General features: G+C 65.2%; 15 protein-coding genes. 5 read left to right on the top strand and 10 right to left on the bottom strand.

Annotated elements, in window-relative coordinates:
* Nucleotides 1-257: 257 nt before the first annotated feature.
* Nucleotides 258-932, bottom strand: a complete 675-nt coding sequence (locus RMO40_RS02665) for a glutathione S-transferase N-terminal domain-containing protein (protein ID WP_309715911.1) — start codon at nt 930-932, stop codon at nt 258-260.
* Nucleotides 933-1151: 219 nt separating this feature from the next.
* Here RMO40_RS02665 and RMO40_RS02660 point away from each other — a divergent pair, with 219 nt between their 5' ends.
* Nucleotides 1152-1913, top strand: coding sequence for a DUF4397 domain-containing protein (locus tag RMO40_RS02660; protein ID WP_309715908.1), 762 nt, complete (start codon nt 1152-1154; stop codon nt 1911-1913).
* 55 nt (nt 1914-1968) lie between these two features.
* Here RMO40_RS02660 and urtE read toward each other — a convergent pair whose 3' ends face one another.
* From urtE to RMO40_RS02625, 7 genes are all read right to left on the bottom strand, one after another.
* On the bottom strand, nt 1969-2673 hold the full coding sequence (gene urtE, locus RMO40_RS02655; protein ID WP_309715914.1) for an urea ABC transporter ATP-binding subunit UrtE: 705 nt from the start codon (nt 2671-2673) through the stop codon (nt 1969-1971).
* Between the two features lie 7 nt (nt 2674-2680).
* Nucleotides 2681-3571 (bottom strand): urea ABC transporter ATP-binding protein UrtD, encoded by an 891-nt coding sequence (gene urtD / locus RMO40_RS02650; RefSeq protein WP_309715906.1) that lies wholly within the window; start codon nt 3569-3571, stop codon nt 2681-2683.
* On the bottom strand, nt 3568-4680 hold the full coding sequence (urtC, locus tag RMO40_RS02645) for an urea ABC transporter permease subunit UrtC (protein WP_309715903.1): 1113 nt from the start codon (nt 4678-4680) through the stop codon (nt 3568-3570). The genes urtD and urtC overlap by 4 nt, the downstream gene beginning before the upstream one ends.
* Complete coding sequence (gene urtB / locus RMO40_RS02640; protein ID WP_309715898.1) at nt 4677-6290, bottom strand: urea ABC transporter permease subunit UrtB; 1614 nt, start codon at nt 6288-6290, stop codon at nt 4677-4679. The genes urtC and urtB overlap by 4 nt, the downstream gene beginning before the upstream one ends.
* A gap of 81 nt (nt 6291-6371) precedes the next feature.
* Nucleotides 6372-7640 (bottom strand): urea ABC transporter substrate-binding protein, encoded by a 1269-nt coding sequence (urtA, locus tag RMO40_RS02635; RefSeq protein ID WP_309715895.1) that lies wholly within the window; start codon nt 7638-7640, stop codon nt 6372-6374.
* Between the two features lie 116 nt (nt 7641-7756).
* A complete protein-coding gene (locus RMO40_RS02630; RefSeq protein ID WP_309715892.1) occupies nt 7757-8962 on the bottom strand; it encodes a glycosyltransferase in 1206 nt (401 codons plus the stop codon).
* Between the two features lie 14 nt (nt 8963-8976).
* A complete protein-coding gene (locus RMO40_RS02625; protein WP_309715889.1) occupies nt 8977-10464 on the bottom strand; it encodes an autotransporter domain-containing protein in 1488 nt (495 codons plus the stop codon).
* Nucleotides 10465-10697: 233 nt separating this feature from the next.
* Here RMO40_RS02625 and RMO40_RS02620 point away from each other — a divergent pair, with 233 nt between their 5' ends.
* Complete coding sequence (locus tag RMO40_RS02620; RefSeq protein WP_309715884.1) at nt 10698-11288, top strand: OmpA family protein; 591 nt, start codon at nt 10698-10700, stop codon at nt 11286-11288.
* A 6-nt stretch (nt 11289-11294) separates the two neighbouring features.
* Nucleotides 11295-12995 carry a caspase family protein gene (locus tag RMO40_RS02615; RefSeq protein ID WP_309715881.1) on the top strand — a complete coding sequence of 567 codons (1701 nt, stop codon included), beginning with the start codon at nt 11295-11297 and terminating at the stop codon, nt 12993-12995.
* A gap of 18 nt (nt 12996-13013) precedes the next feature.
* Here RMO40_RS02615 and RMO40_RS02610 read toward each other — a convergent pair whose 3' ends face one another.
* Nucleotides 13014-13808, bottom strand: a complete 795-nt coding sequence (locus tag RMO40_RS02610) for a c-type cytochrome biogenesis protein CcmI/CycH (RefSeq protein WP_309715878.1) — start codon at nt 13806-13808, stop codon at nt 13014-13016.
* 204 nt (nt 13809-14012) lie between these two features.
* Between RMO40_RS02610 and RMO40_RS02605 the strand changes: the two genes are divergently transcribed.
* Both RMO40_RS02605 and RMO40_RS02600 read left to right on the top strand, forming a co-directional pair.
* The gene (locus RMO40_RS02605; protein ID WP_309715875.1) at nt 14013-14165 is read left to right on the top strand and encodes a hypothetical protein; all 153 of its coding nucleotides are present in this window, start codon (nt 14013-14015) and stop codon (nt 14163-14165) included.
* A 67-nt stretch (nt 14166-14232) separates the two neighbouring features.
* Nucleotides 14233-14613, top strand: a complete 381-nt coding sequence (locus RMO40_RS02600; protein WP_309715872.1) for a nuclear transport factor 2 family protein — start codon at nt 14233-14235, stop codon at nt 14611-14613.
* 18 nt (nt 14614-14631) lie between these two features.
* On the opposite strand, the gene RMO40_RS02595 is transcribed toward RMO40_RS02600, so the two are convergent.
* The coding region (locus tag RMO40_RS02595; protein WP_309715870.1) for a LuxR C-terminal-related transcriptional regulator at nt 14632-15344 on the bottom strand (713 nt) is incomplete at its 5' end.

Here is a 15344-nt window from a genome sequence, read left to right as displayed (position 1 = left end):
CCACCATCAGCTCGCTCACGCCACCGCCGCCTTCCAGCGTGTACAGGCGTTGCGCGCTCGTCCACTGGGACAGCAGGGTGGTGAGTTGGGTTTGAAGCGCGTCACTGAGACGGTCGAGCATGTGTGTATCCCCTGTGGGCTGCGCGGCCCGGAGGGGAATTTTCTCAGCCGTCACCCGTCACACCACACCGGGTACGAACTGTTACTGGCTGTTCGCCCCACCTGCGGGGGGCACCCCTCCAATGGGGGTGGCGCCGTCAGTCGTTGACGAAGCTGTAGGGGCCACCACGCTCCAGCGCGCGGGCGTAGGCCGGCCGGGCGTGAATGCGCTTCAAGAACGCCATCAGGCGTGGGCGTGAGGCGTCGAGACCCGCACGCTGCGCAGAGGCTTCGAGCGGAAAGCTCATCTGGATGTCGGCTGCGCTGAACTCCTTGCCCGCAAACCATTCGCTCTTGCTCAACTCGCTCTCCATGAAGTCGAGCTGGCGCTTCAGGTTCGGGTCGACCAGGGTGATCATCACCTTGGCCGAAATGCCACGCACGATGGGTTTGACGAAGAACGGCACCTTGGCGCTGGCGATCTTCATGAACACCAGCTTCAGCAGCAGCGGCGGCATGGCCGAGCCTTCGGCAAAGTGCAGCCAGTAACGGTAGGCGCGGTGCTCGGGCGTGCCAGCCGCAGGCATCAGGCGGCCATTGCCATACCGGTCAACCAGGTATTCGACGATCGCACCCGACTCGGCCACGGTCACGTCGCCATCGGTGATCACCGGCGATTTGCCCAGCGGGTGAACTTGCCTCAGCGACTCGGGCGCCAGCATGGTGTCGCGGTCACGCTGGTAGTGCTTGATCTCGTAGGCAAGGCCCAGCTCTTCAAGCAGCCACAGCACACGCTGCGAGCGGGAGTCGTTCAGGTGGTGGACGGTGATCATGGTGCGGCTGTCCCGTGCTGTGAGTGCGCCATTGTGGCGCGAGGCTCCCGGCCCGCTGAAGTTCCAGCTCATTTGCGCCGCTTGGCGAAGAGGCGGTTTTGTCTGACACACATCTCAGGCTCAGACCACGCGGCCAGCCCGATTCGTCTGACAGGCGATCACAGCACTCGAACCTAGATTGGCTCGTCCATTCACTCTGCCTCTTTGAAGGTGTTCAACATGAAATTCATCCACAAGATTCTGCTGGCCGCGGCGCCGGTATTCCTTGTCGCGGCCTGCGGCGGCGGCGACGACAGCCTGGACGACCGGCTCGACATCGCTGACCCCAAGGTGCGTTTCATCCACGCCATCCCTGCGGGCCCGAATGTCGACCTCTACCGCAACACCACCATCGCGGGCGGCGTCACCAATGCGCCCTACCGCTATGCGTCGAACTACTTCGTCGTCGACACCGCACCTGCCGACTACATCGTGCGAACGACCGTCGGCAGCGTCGAGGTGGGCCGCATCAATTTCAACCCCAACCGCGGCAACAAGCACACGCTGATCGCCGTGCCGGGGGAAGCCACCACGACCAACCTGCTCTACATCGACGACCCGTACGACAAGCAACTGACGGCCAACAACGCGCGTGTGCGCATCGTCAACGCGTCGTTCAACGCCACCAACATCGACGTCTACCTGACCGGCCCGACCGTCGACATCGCCACCGTGGCACCCAACTTCGCGGCGGCTGGTTTTCGCAGTGCGGTCCCGGCATCGAGCGCGAACTCGGTCGACTTCACCGCCGGGGCCTATGTGCTGCGCGTGACCACGGCCGGCACCAAGAGCGTCATCTTCAGCGCTCCGCTGAATGTGGCGAGCAACGCCGACCTGCTGCTGCTGACCTTGCCGCAGAGTCTGTCAGCCAATGATGTGAAGGTGCTGTCGGTGGTGTCCGACAGCGGCCAACCGAGCACGGAGATCTTGAACCAGCCGTAACGGTTTCAAGCCCATGCAACGGCCCGCTTCGGCGGGCCGTTTCTTGTGGCGAGCGTCAGATCGACATGCGGGCGCGCACGCCTTCGGCTTCCATGTGGTCACCCAGGCCACGCTGCACGATCTCGCCGCGCTCCATCACCAGGTACTGGTCGGCCAGTTCAGCGGCGAAGTCGTAGAACTGCTCCACCAGCACGATGGCCATCTTCTGCCCGTTCATGCCGTGGTCGGCCAGCCCGCGGATCACACGGCCGATGTCCTTGATGATGCTGGGCTGGATGCCTTCGGTCGGCTCGTCGAGGATCAGCAACTTGGGGCCGGCCGCCAAGGCGCGCGCAATCGCAAGTTGTTGCTGCTGCCCGCCCGACAAGTCGCCACCCCGGCGGTTGATCATCTGCTTGAGCACCGGGAACAGCTCGAACAGCTCAGCCGGGATCGGCGTGCTGCCGCTCTTGTAAGCCAGGCCCATGCGCAGGTTTTCTTCGACCGTGAGGCGCCCGAAGATCTCGCGGCCTTGCGGCACGTATCCCACCCCTTTGCGCACGCGCTCGTAGGGCGTGTCGTGGGTGATGGGCAAGCCATCGAGGTGGATGCTGCCCGTCTTCACCGGCACCACGCCCATCAGGCTCTTGAGCAAGGTGGTCTTGCCCACGCCGTTGCGGCCGAGCACGACCGTCACTTCACCGAGCTTGGCCTCGAACGACAGGTTGCGCAGGATGTGCGAGCCACCGTAGTACTGGTTGATGCCGTCGACTTTCAGCAGGGTGCGTTCAGCGGCCAAGGTAGACCTCCACGACCTTTTCGTTGGCCTGCACATCGGCGAGCGAACCTTCAGCCAAGACGCTGCCTTCGTGCAACACCGTCACCTTCTTCGCCGGGTTGCCGTGGGTCAGCTCGTGGATGAACTTCATGTCGTGCTCCACCACCACCAGCGAGTGGTTGCCTTCGAGCGACAAGAAGAGTTCAGCGGTGCGCTCGGTTTCTTCGTCGGTCATGCCGGCTACCGGCTCGTCCAGCAGCAGGAGCTTGGGGTCTTGCATCAACAGCATGCCGATCTCCAGCCACTGCTTCTGGCCGTGCGAGAGCAAACCCGCCACACGCTGCGCGCTGTCTTTCAGGTGAATGAGCGTGAGCATCGCGCCGATGCGGTCGAGCTGCTCGCCGCTCAGGCGGAAGAACAGGGCCGACTGCACGCCGCGGTTGCCCTTGAGCGCCAGCTCCAGGTTCTCGAACACGCTGAGGTGCTCGAACACCGTGGGCTTCTGGAACTTGCGGCCGATGCCGATCGAGGCAATCTCGTTCTCGCGCATGCGAAGCAAATCGATGGTCGAGCCGAAGAAGGCCTTGCCCACGTCGGGGCGGGTCTTGCCGGTGATCACGTCCATCATCGTGGTCTTGCCCGCGCCGTTGGGGCCGATGATGCAGCGCAGCTCACCGGCGCTGATGTTGAGTGAGAGCGCGTTCAGCGCCTTGAAGCCGTCGAAGCTGACGGTGATGTCGTCGAGGTACAGGATGGCGCCGTGCGCCACGTCCAGCTCGCCCGGCTGCACCACGCGGCTGTAGCTGGTTTCGCGCCCGCCCGACTGGCCGGTGTTGTTGCTCTTCTTGGCGTCCATCGCCTGGCGCACGCGCACGCCGGCTTCCATCAGCTGCGGTGTCATGCGCGCTCCTTCACCTTCTTCACCAGACCGATGATTCCTTGCGGCAGGAAAAGCGTGACCGCGATGAACAAGGCACCCAGAAAGTACAACCAGAATTCGGGGAAAGCCTGCGTGAACCAGCTCTTGGCACCATTGACGAAGAAGGCGCCGACGATGGGGCCGATCAGCGTGCCGCGCCCACCCACGGCCGCCCAGATCGCGATCTCGATGCTGGCGCCTGGCGACATCTCGCCGGGGTTGATGATGCCCACCTGCGGCACGTACAAGGCCCCCGCCACACCGCACATCACCGCCGAGATGACCCAGATCGTGAGCTTGTAGCGCAGCGGGTCGTAGCCGGTGAACATGACGCGGCTTTCGGCGTCACGAATGGCTTGCAACACCCGGCCGAATTTGCTGCTGACCAGCCAGCGTGCCAGCAAGAAGCAACCGACCAGCGTGAGGCCGGTCAGCACGAAGAGTGTCATGCGCATGTTCGGCGTGGCAATCGTCATGCCGAGGATGCGCTTGAAATCGGTGAAGCCGTTGTTGCCGCCGAAGCCGGTTTCGTTGCGGAAGAAGAGCAACATCGCCGCGTAGGTGAGCGCCTGCGTGATGATCGAAAAGTACACGCCCTTGATGCGCGAGCGAAAGGCGAAGTAGCCGAACACGAAGGCCAGCAGGCCGGGCACCAGCACCACCAGCGCGAGCGTGGCGATGAAGCTGTCGCTCAAGGCCCAGTGCCAGGGCAGCTCTTTCCAATCGAGGAAGACCATGAAGTCGGGCAGGTCCGACTGGTAGTTGCCGTCGCGCCCGATCTGGCGCATGAGGTACATGCCCATCGCGTAGCCACCGAGCGCGAAGAACACGCCATGGCCGAGTGAGAGGATGCCTGTGTAGCCCCAGATCAAGTCCATGGCCAGCGCGCAGATGGCGTAGCACATGATCTTGGCGGTGAGGCTGATGGCGTAGTCGCTCACGTGGAACACATTGCCAGCAGGCACCACCAGGTTGAGCACGGGTGCGAGCACGAGCACTGCCGCCAGTGCAGCGAACACGCCCATCCAGGCTCGAGGGGAAAGCAGCCGCGTCATCGGAGCGACGGTCGGAACAGGCAACACCGCGCTCATGCTTCAGCACTCCGGCCCTTCATCGCGAAGATGCCCTGTGGCCTCTTCTGGATGAACACCACGATGAACACCAGCACCATGATCTTGGCGAGCACTGCCCCTTGCCAACCCTCCAGCAGCTTGTTCAACACGCCCAGGCCGAGTGCGGCGTACACGGTGCCGGCGAGTTGACCCACACCGCCGAGCACGACCACCATGAAAGAGTCGACGATGTAGCCCTGCCCGAGGTCGGGCCCCACGTTGCCCACCTGCGACAGCGCGCAGCCTGCCAGGCCCGCAATGCCCGAGCCCAGCGCAAAGGCATAGGTGTCGATGCGCGCGGTGTTGACACCCACACACGCCGCCATCTTGCGGTTCTGCGTGACACCGCGAACGAACAAGCCGAGCCGTGTGCGCGCAATCAACAGCGACACACCGGCCAGCACGAGCACCGCAAAGACGACGATCGCGATGCGGTTGAAGGGCAGCGTGAGGTTGCTCAGCACACTGACACCGCCCGACAACCAGGCCGGGTTTTCCACCTGCACGTTTTGCGCACCAAAGAGCGAGCGCACCGTCTGCATCAGCACCAGGCTGATGCCCCAGGTGGCAAGCAGCGTCTCCAGCGGGCGACCGTAAAGCCAGCGGATGACGCTGCGCTCCAGCGCCGCGCCCACCAGCGCCGCGGCAAAGAACGATGCGGGAATGGCGAGCAGGATGTAGTAATCGAAGGCGCCCGGCAGGTAGGCCTTGAAGAGGTTCTGCACCAGGTAGGTGGCGTAAGCGCCGATCATCATCAGCTCGCCGTGCGCCATGTTGATGACGCCCATCAGGCCATAGGTGATGGCCAGGCCCAGCGCCACCAGCAGCAAGATGCTGCCCAGACTCACGCCGGTGAACATCACGCCCAGGCGCTCGCCCCAGGCGAGGCGCGATTCGACTGCGCGCAGCGCCATCCCGAGCTGGCTGCGCACATTGGCGTCAGACTCGCCGCCCTCGGCCGCCGGCTTCAGGCGCTCCAGCAGCAAGGTTTTGGTGGCCGGTGTGAGACTCGCGGCCAATGCGCGTGCGGCCTCGAGCCGCTTGGCGGGATCGCTCGACGACACCAGCACCGCGGCACGCACTTGCGACAGCTGCGTCTTCAGAGAATCGTCAGCCTCGACGGCCAGCGCCTTTTCGATCAACGGCAAGCGGGTTTCATCGGCCTCTTCTTTCAAGGCCTTGATGGCGGCGCGGCGCTCAGCCAGGTCGGTGGAAAAAAGCTTCAGCGCGGCCAGCGAGCCTTCGATCTCGCGGCGCATCTGGTTGCTGTTGATCACGTCTTCGGCGCCTTCGGGCAGCGACGTCTCGGCACCGGTGGCGGCATCGAAACTCTTGCCGTCGCGCACGAGGAAGGCCGCGTTGGCGCTGAACTTCACCTCGTCGTCGAGCACGGCCTGGAGAAACTTCGCCAGACCCTCGTCACTGCGCGACAAGGAGTCGGCCAGGGCCGTGATGCGTTCTTCGTTTTCGCCCTTGACCAAAGCCAGCGCTTGTTCGCGGGTCAGGGCGTGGGCACTGCCTGCAGCGGTGCCCAGGGCACACAGCAACAACAAGCTTCGACACAGAGCATTCAGCCAGCGTGACAACATCAATCCCCACTCCGTGAGCCCATCGAACAACCGGGGCGCCTAGCACCCCGGTTGTCTCTTTCCACTCAGTGACCTAAGGCGTCACTTTTTTTCTGGCTCGTCTTTCTTTTTGTCATTGCCTTCGATGTACGGGCTCCAAGGTTTGGCCTTGACCGGGGCGGGGGTCTTCCACACCACGTTGAACTGGCCATCGGCCTTGATCTCGCCGATGAACACCGGCTTGTGCAGGTGGTGGTTCTTCGCGTCCATGGTCGACACGAAGCCGCCCGGTGCGGGGAAGGTCTGGCCGGCCATCGCGGCGATCACCTTGTCGGTGTCGGTGCTCTTGGCCTTGGTGACCGCTTGCGCCCACATGTGGATGCCGATGTAGGTGGCTTCCATCGGGTCGTTGGTCAGTGGCTTGTCGGCGCCCGGCAGTTTCTTGGCCTTGGCGTAGGCGGCCCACTTGGCCTTGAACGCGTCATTGGTCGGGTTCTTGACCGACATGAAGTAGTTCCAGGCGGCCAGGTGGCCCACCAGCGGCTTGGTGTCGACACCACGCAGCTCTTCTTCACCCACCGAGAAGGCCACCACCGGCACGTCGGTGGCCTTCAGGCCCTGGTTGCCCAGTTCCTTGTAGAAGGGCACGTTCGAGTCGCCGTTGATGGTGGAGATGACGGCGGTCTTGCCACCGGCCGCAAACTTCTTCACGTCGGCCACGATGGTTTGATAGTCGCTGTGGCCGAAGGGGGTGTACTTCTCGTCGATGTCGCTGTCTTTCACGCCCTTGCTCTTCAAGAAGGCGCGCAGGATCTTGTTGGTGGTGCGCGGGTACACGTAATCGGTGCCCAGCAGCACGAAGCGCTTGGCGCCGCCACCGGCCTTGCTCATCAGGTATTCAACCGCCGGAATGGCTTGCTGGTTGGGCGCAGCACCGGTGTAGAACACGTTCTTGCTGAGCTCTTCGCCTTCGTATTGCACCGGGTAGAACAGCAGGCCGTTGAGTTCTTCAACCACCGGCAGCACCGACTTGCGCGACACGCTGGTCCAGCAGCCGAACATCACGGCCACCTTGTCTTGCGAGATCAGCTGCTTGGCCTTTTCGGCGAACAGCGGCCAGTTGGAGGCCGGGTCGACGACCACGGGTTCGAGCTTCTTGCCGAGCACGCCACCCTTGGCGTTGATCTCGTCAATGGTCATCAGCGCCACGTCTTTCAGCACGGTTTCCGAAATCGCCATCGTGCCCGACAGCGAATGCAGAACGCCGACCTTGATGGTCTGCGCCTGGGCGAACACGGGCAGGCCGATGGCGGCCACGCCCAGCGCCACGGCGCTGAGAGACTTCGCAAAAGTGCGACGGGTGTTTTTCATGAACGAACGCTCCTGGGGTGTTTTGACAGTCTGTCGCCCCTGTTGAGGCGAGCAAACGCAGGTTACGCAGCACCCTCGGCCGGGCCAATACGCCAGAAGGCGTAGAGGCCATGGGGTCATTCGCGGCGAGTCAGGGCTTCGGCCGCCGCGGCGATCTGCACCATCAACCCGGACGGGTCGAAGCCGGCGTACTTCTGCGCCATGGCGCGCGCGGCGAGTGCGTGCCTGTCATTCGGCGTGCTGAGTTCGGCGAGCAAAGCGCCGTAGTCGACAGGTTGGGCGTGCGTGGCCACATTGATGCCTGCGCCACAACGCTCGGCCTGGCGTGCCATCAGGAACTGCTCCGACTGCGTGGGCAGCAGCAAACACGGCACGCCGGCGCGCAGGGCTTGCGCCACGGTCGACTGGCCGGCGTGGCAAACCACCAGGGCGCAATCGGCCATCACCTGGCGCAAATCGAGCGGCTTGTCGCTGTAGTGGATGTGAGGCGACTCGAACGTGGCCGCTTTCGACCGCGCGCGGTCTGGAAAGAAGCACACGGTGGGCAGGCCGCGCACATGCAACGCACGCAACACCTCGGCATGGTCGGGGTGCGAGGCGCGCAGGTAGGCAAACACACGCAGCCCCGGCGTGGCGGGCCAGTGTGGCGCGGCGCCGGGCTGGAACTCGCAGTCGGGGCCTTTGTAGTCCGCTGCGTCACGGCCTTCACCGACGCCCGCGCAGTGATCCAGCTCGGGCCAGGTGCACAGCCAGGTCTGCTCAGGGTAGAAGAGGTCGCACAACTGAGGCAGTGCGGGCCTGCCTTGCGCCTCCAGCACGCCGTTGACATGGGCCAGCACCAGCGTGTCGGACTCGGCGGCATGAGACGGTGACACCGAGGCCCAGTCGCGAAACACAGGCAGCGGCGACAAGCGCGGCGGAATGCTGAAGCCGTGGCCCACATGCAGCGCGGGCCGCCCCGCCAACCGGGCCGCCAGCAGCGCGGTGGGTGCGTGGTCGGCCAGCACCAGATCGCAGCCGGTGAGCTCGATCAACTGCTGCCAGGCAGCGGCCAGGCCGCTCAGCGATGGCAACGTGTCATAGCCACAGGTGAGCAGCACATCGGCCAGGGTCCAGGCGGCGCGTGGCGCGGCGTCGAGGCGAAGCGGCGCTTGCAATGTGGGCCCGAGCTCCGGGCCCAACAGGCTGCGCGTGCTCACCACATCGCGCAAGGCAAAGCTCACCCGATGGCCTCGGGCTTTGAGCGCCAGGGCGATGGAACGCAGCCGCGTCGCATGCCCCAGGTTCGCCCCCAGCTCCCACGCCAACAGGACGTGCGCCATGCGCTCGGTTCCCCTCAGAGCTCGAAACGCAAACCGAGCACGATGCGCCGGGCGCGGTAACCCTGTTGAGCCACCGTCGACTCCCAGTCGGCAAACCAGCTCGCACCGCCCTGGTTGACGCCGGCCACACCCACGGCCACCGCCCCATAGTTGCGGTCGATTTCGCCGCCCGAGGACTCGAACACCGGCGTGTTGTCGATCAGCAAGGTGGCGTTGGCCTGCTGCTGGGTGCTGTCTTTGCGGCGCGTCAGCTCAACACGCAGATGCGGCAACACGAGGCCCCACGACACCGGGATGCTGAGCTGCGTTTGTGCGCCCAGGTTCAGGGTGTTGGAGCGAATGCGGTGCGCGCTCACCGAGAGGGCCGAGTCGCTGCCGGTTTCATCAAACGCGTCGACGCGCGAGATGACGTGGTCCCACCGCACGTAGGGGCCGATGGACCACGCGCCACTGACAAAGTCGCGCCCGCCCGAGACACTCAAGCCCCAGCCACGACCGCGCGGTGAGCCGTACGAAAGCACACCGTTGCCGTCGTCGCGTGTCAGGTCGAATCGATTCGCCTCGTGGCTCAGCGTGGCGCTGAGGTAGGTGGTTTGCGTCGGGCTCCAGCTCGCATAGGCCGTGGCCTGGTTGCCTCGGCTGCGCTGCCGGCTGGCCGAGCCCGCAAAGCTGACACGCGAGCGAGACGCGCCCGCGTTGGCACCCAAGGCCCAGTCGTCGTTGAGCCGGTAATCGGCGCCGATCGACAGCATGTCGGTGCGCGAGGTCAATTCAGATTGCCCTGCGGCTGCCGCCTGGCGCAGGTAGTCACCCAGGCCGCTGACGTAGAAGCCAAGGCGGTTGTTGCGGCCCGACTCGGCCTCGCCCTTGGGCGCCGTGGGCAGGGGCACGCCTTGCACATCGAAGCGTGGGCCGGTGCGCCCGGCGCGCAGCAGGCGCAAGCGCGCATCGGCCTGGCTCAGGTGGCGGCGCATGTGATCGGTCTGCAAGGTGGTGAGCGTGCTGGCCACCTGGCTCAGCGTGGGGTCGACCCCGTCGCAGCCCGGGGCGTGCGGCACGCGGCGGCGAGAAGCGATGTGAGCACGGCCTGCATCGCTGGAAGCAGGCGCATCGCACGCGGCGTCAACCGTGACCGTCACCTGCGGGTAGCCGCCTTCGCCGCCGAGGCTGACGGAGCCGCCATAACCGTCGTTGATGTGGGTGATGTAGTAGGTGTGTTCACCCGCCAGCGTGGGCGCCACCACGTCGAGCGGCCCGCCAGAAACCGGCCGCGTGCCCACCGACTGGTCTCCGGCCGGCGACGTGACACGCCAGATCTCGGTGCCGCTGGTGAGCTGCATGTTGGTGATGTTGTCGATGCAGTTGCCTCGCAAAGACACGATGTCGGCGCTCGGCATGGCCGAGGGGCTGCAAACAATCGCGGCAGATGCATCGGGGGTGATGGACAGCAGGCAGGGCAGCAGGGCCAGTGGCGAGAGTTGGTTGAGGGAAGGTGTTTTCATTTTTCAGGAAGCGATTCGAGACAGGGACGGGCGATGCAACCCGTGAGGATCAAAGAGCAAAGCTGGCGATGATCCAGACGCAGAGCGCGCAAAGGAATCCCCTTTGCGGGTGGGCATGCCACACCGTTTCTCTTTGTTGCAACCTCGTTCGTCGGCATCCCTCTCATGCGGGGGCAAGCCGCGGAGTGCGTCATGGGAAAATTTTTGTTTCCGTTCACACTTCAGGGAGCCCCATGAAAAACCAGAACACGTCACTGCGCGCATGCGCTGTATTCACCGCCGCCCTCTCGCTCGCGCTCGCTGCGTCGATGGCACAGGCTCAGACCGTGATGGTTTACGAACCCGGGCAAACACCCTCGGCCCAAGACGTGGCCGATATCCTCTCGCGCGGTGCGAGCGAAAACACCAAGTTGCGCGGCATGCCCAACCAAAACGGCCGCTCGCCATTTGCACTGCTGGAGCAAACGCCCACCAAGTCGGTCAGCGAGGCGAGCGCGGTGTCGGTGCCGGTTCACTTCGAGTTTGATTCGGCCACGCTGTCGCCCAAGGCCCGGGAGCAGCTCGACATCATCGCGGAGGGCATTCGCCTGACCGAAGGCACGATCAAGGTGGTGGTCGAAGGCCACACCGATGCCAAAGGCAGCCTCAACTACAACGAGAAGCTCTCCTACCGCCGTGCCGCCTCGGTGCGCGCTTACCTCACGGCAGTGAAGAAGCTGCCGGTGACGCTGCTCACGGTCGAAGGCAAAGGCCCGCACAAGCTGCTCGACAAATCCAACCCCTACAGCGCCTCGAACCGCCGCGTTCAGTTTCGCGCCGGCTGATCGAGCATGAAACACACGGGAATGCGGCGGCTGTGCCGCCACGCCGTCGCGGGCGCGCTGGGCTGCCTGGGCTTGATGTGGGGGGCCGGCGCTGCGGCGGCCGACACGCCTGCCACGGAGTCGGTGTCAGACGGTCTGGTCCACTGCCTGTTGCCCGGCCAGGTGCGCCGCCTGGGCGCTTTCAGCACCAGCGTCACACCACGGCGCGCCACCCGCCTCACACCCGCGCAGTGCCAGGCCGGCGGTGGCGAATACGTGCAACTGCAAGACCACAGCGCTGCGGTGAAGATGTGGTTGCCGATGGCCTCTGAAGGCATCCCCGAAGCACAGACCACGGTGGCCGAGTTGTTCGACCAGCGGGGTGAGCGCGCGATGGCCAAGTCGTGGTACGAAAAGGCCGCAGCACAAGGCGATGCGCGCGCACTGATGGGCCTCGCCGGCTTTCTGGAGCAGTCGGCCTTGCTGGCGGCGGCCAAGGGCGTGTCGTCGCTCGACACACTCAGCCGCGTCAACGACCTTGTCAGCAAGGTGACCGGCGGTCTCGTAGCGGGCCTGTCGATCCAGCGCGCCGAGCGCTTGCGCGTGGACATCGTGTCGCCCGTCGGCGCGACACCCGTGCCACGCGTGGTCGGTGGCCCGGTGGTGCTCGAAAGCCCGGCCGGCCCGCTGGACGTGGTGGTGCGTGTGGCCGGCACCGCTGGCCTGAAGTCGGTGCGTGTGAACGGCCAGCCCCAACGGCCCGACGCTCAAGGTTTGCTCAGCATCCCGGTGACGGTCGGTAGCGATCGCACCACGCTGCTGGTGCAGGCCGAAGACGATGTCGGCGCACAAGCGCAGGCCGAGCTGACGCTGGTGCAACGCTCCGCGCCGCTGAGCGCCACGGCAGCGTCTGGCGCGGCCCCGGCGGTCACCGCGGCGCTCGATCTGGCGCCACCCGCTGCCGGCGCTGCACCTTCCGCACCGCTCTTGCCCGGCAAACGTTTTGCACTCGTCATTGCCAACCAGCAATACAAACACTGGACCCCTCTCGACACCCCCCGCTCCGACGCCAAGGCGGTGGCCGGCGTGTTGAAGCAGCGCTTCGGTTTTGAGGTGACGCTGCTGCAAGACGTCAACCGCCAGCAGCTGCTGGCCGCGCTCAGCCGCTTGCGCCAGCAGGTGGGGCCGCAAGACCAGGTGGTCGTCTACTACGCCGGCCACGGCCAGATGGACTCGGTCACCGCACGCGGCTACTGGATCCCCGTGGACGGCGACGAAAAAGACATCGCGCAGTGGGTGTCGGTGATCGACGTGACCGACCAGCTCTCGGCCATGACGGCACGCCACGTGCTGGTGATCGCCGACTCGTGCTACTCGGGCACGTTGACCCGCTCGCTGGTGCCCTCCATCGATCAGGCGCTGACGCTCGAGCAACGCATCAACCCACTCAAACAACTGAGCAAACAACGTGCGCGTGTCGCCATGACCTCGGGCGGCCTGGAACCGGTGGTCGACGGGGGCAGCGTGCAGCACTCGCTGTTTGCGCGCAGCCTGCTCGACGTGCTGGCGCAGGTGAAGTCGCCGGTGGCAGCGCAAGAGCTGCACAACGCGGTGTCAGCCCGTTTCGCCCACCTGGGCAGGCGTCTGAAGATTGCGCAACAGCCGCAGTACGCACCCATCGGCTTTGCCGGCCACGAAGCGGGCGACTTCGTGTTGTCGCCGATGTGATCGGCCGGCACCACGGGTTTATTTTTCGACCACGGTGCCGATCTCGATGCGCAGGCCGGCCACACCGGCTGCGACCACCGGCGACTCGCCTTGCAAGTCGCCGGGCCTGGCCTGGCCCTCGCCGCTCTTGCTGACGCGCGCCGTCACCACCACCCGCGGGTAGCCCGACACCTTGGCGGCCGGCCACATGGCCATGCTGTCGTCGAGCTTGAACGCCAGGGGCAGGTCTTTGACCTGCTTGCGAATCACGGCCAAGGGCATGGGCGGCCCATCCACCGCACGGGCAAAAACAAACACGGTGTCGGTGGCGCGTGCCTTGAGGGCGAGTGCCGGCGCCAGTGTCACGGTGCCACTGATGCTGGTGCCAGCCGGCGCGGCGGCAGGTGTCACCGGCGATGCGTTGTCGATGACGGCCGCAGACGATGCCGCAGGCTCGGGCAGCTGCGCGCCCAGGGCGCTGGCCGCCACAGCCACCACCGGCACCTTGCTGCTGACCACGGAACCCGCTGGCGAGCCGCGAGAGGTCGACCACCAGTAGCCCAAGCCCACCAGCACATGTGCCGCCGCCGCAGCGGCCAGCCAGGGCAGCCACTTGAAGCGCGCAGGCGGTGTGAGCGGCTCGGCCGCCGCCGGGGCCGGGGCAGCCTGGGCGATGGGGGGCGGCGTGGGCGCCTCCACCATCACCGCGTCAATGAGCTTGCGCTCCAGCAGTGCACGGGCTTGTGCGTACTGGGCGTCGTCCACAAAACCGGTGACGTGCGAATCGTGCAGGTCTTGCAGCCGCTGGCGGATTGTCTGAACCTCGTCTTTCATGGACGTGATTGCATCACGGCCCGGCAGGGCCCGACAGCCCCCGAAGCAGGGCCAGGGCCGGAGCCGCTGGCGACCAACGGCTGAGCCGTGTCAGACAAGGCTGGCAAGCGCACGCGGTTTCGGCCGGCAGCGCGCGGGGCGGAGAGCTTGAATGATGCAACTTCGCTCTTGCGCCGCAGGAGCAGCGCCACCACAGGAGCCGCCATGACCCAATCCCCCGCCCGCACCGAAGCCGACGAATTGCAGAAGAAGCACCCCGCACGCGAAGGTGCGGGCCAGAAAACGAGCCAAGAGCGTGGTGCCCACACGCACAACAAGAAGAACCCTGGCAAGCGCCCGCATCAGGGCGGCAACTAGCGCGCGGGCAGGCACCCGCCTGCCCGTCGCTCACCTCTCAACGCGAATCAACGTTTTTCAACAAGCCATGCGCAGCCAAAGCACCGTGGAACAGATCGCACGCGACTGCTACGACGCCTACAACAAGCGTGACCGGATCGCGTTCGAAGCCTTGATGGCCGACAACTTTCAATTCACCAGCCCGTTGGACAACCAGATCAACCGGCAAGCCTACTTCGAGCTCTGCTGGCCGAACGGTGAGGCGGTCATCGTGTTGACCCTGCAGCACGTGGCAGTCGTGGGCGACAAGGCCTTCGTCACCTACGAGGGGCTCAAACGCGACGGCCAACGTTTCAGGAATACCGAGTTGTTGACCGTGAAAGACGGCAAGATCAGCGAGGTGGAGGTGTACTTCGGCTGGAATGTGCCCCACAACGTGCCGCTCGGAACCCACCAGGCCGGTGCCTGACCGCCGCACCGGTCTCGCTCAACCGGCGAGCAGGCGCACCTTCTTCATCGCCAACGAGGCCGCCGCGTTGCGTGTCTCCACACCGAGCTTCTCGAACACGTGTTCGAGGTGCTTTTTCACCGTGGCCGGGCTGCTGCCGAGAATGTCACCGATGTCGCGGTTGGTCTTGCCCTTGACCACCCAGTACAAGACCTCGGCCTCGCGCATGGTGAGCTTGAAGGTTTGCAAGACGGCGTCGACGACAGCGGCGTCGGACACCTCACGCATCACCATCAGCCAATCGTCGTCACTGGTGCGCTCTTGCAGCGAGAACACGAGCTGTTTCGGCTCGTGTGTGACCGTGAGCGGTTTGAGCTCTCGGCCCTCTGCCGCCAGCACCGACTGCTCGCGCAGCCACACCAGCAGTTCTTCGGGCACCTGACCGGGCGCGACGGCAAAGTAGGTGTGCATCAGCTGGCGCGCGAGGGCGGTTTGCCACACCGCCTTGCCCGTACTCAGGTCGTTGCTCAAATGAACCGCCATGGTCGCGTGGCCGAACGCATCGAGCGCATTGCGTGCCTGCCGCGCCTGCCGCGCGCTTTGCATGTGCACCGACATGCGGGCCAGAACCTCTTGAGGCCGGATCGGTTTGGTAACGTAGTCGACACCGCCCGCGGCGAACGCCGCCACCACGTGCTCGGTGTCGGTGAGGCCGGTCATGAAGATGATCGGAATGTGCGCCGTGTCAGCCT

This window comes from Rhizobacter sp. (genome assembly GCF_031412075.1).
GTDB lineage: Bacteria > Pseudomonadota > Gammaproteobacteria > Burkholderiales > Burkholderiaceae_C > Rhizobacter.
This window is presented reverse-complemented; position numbering and strand designations above follow the sequence as displayed.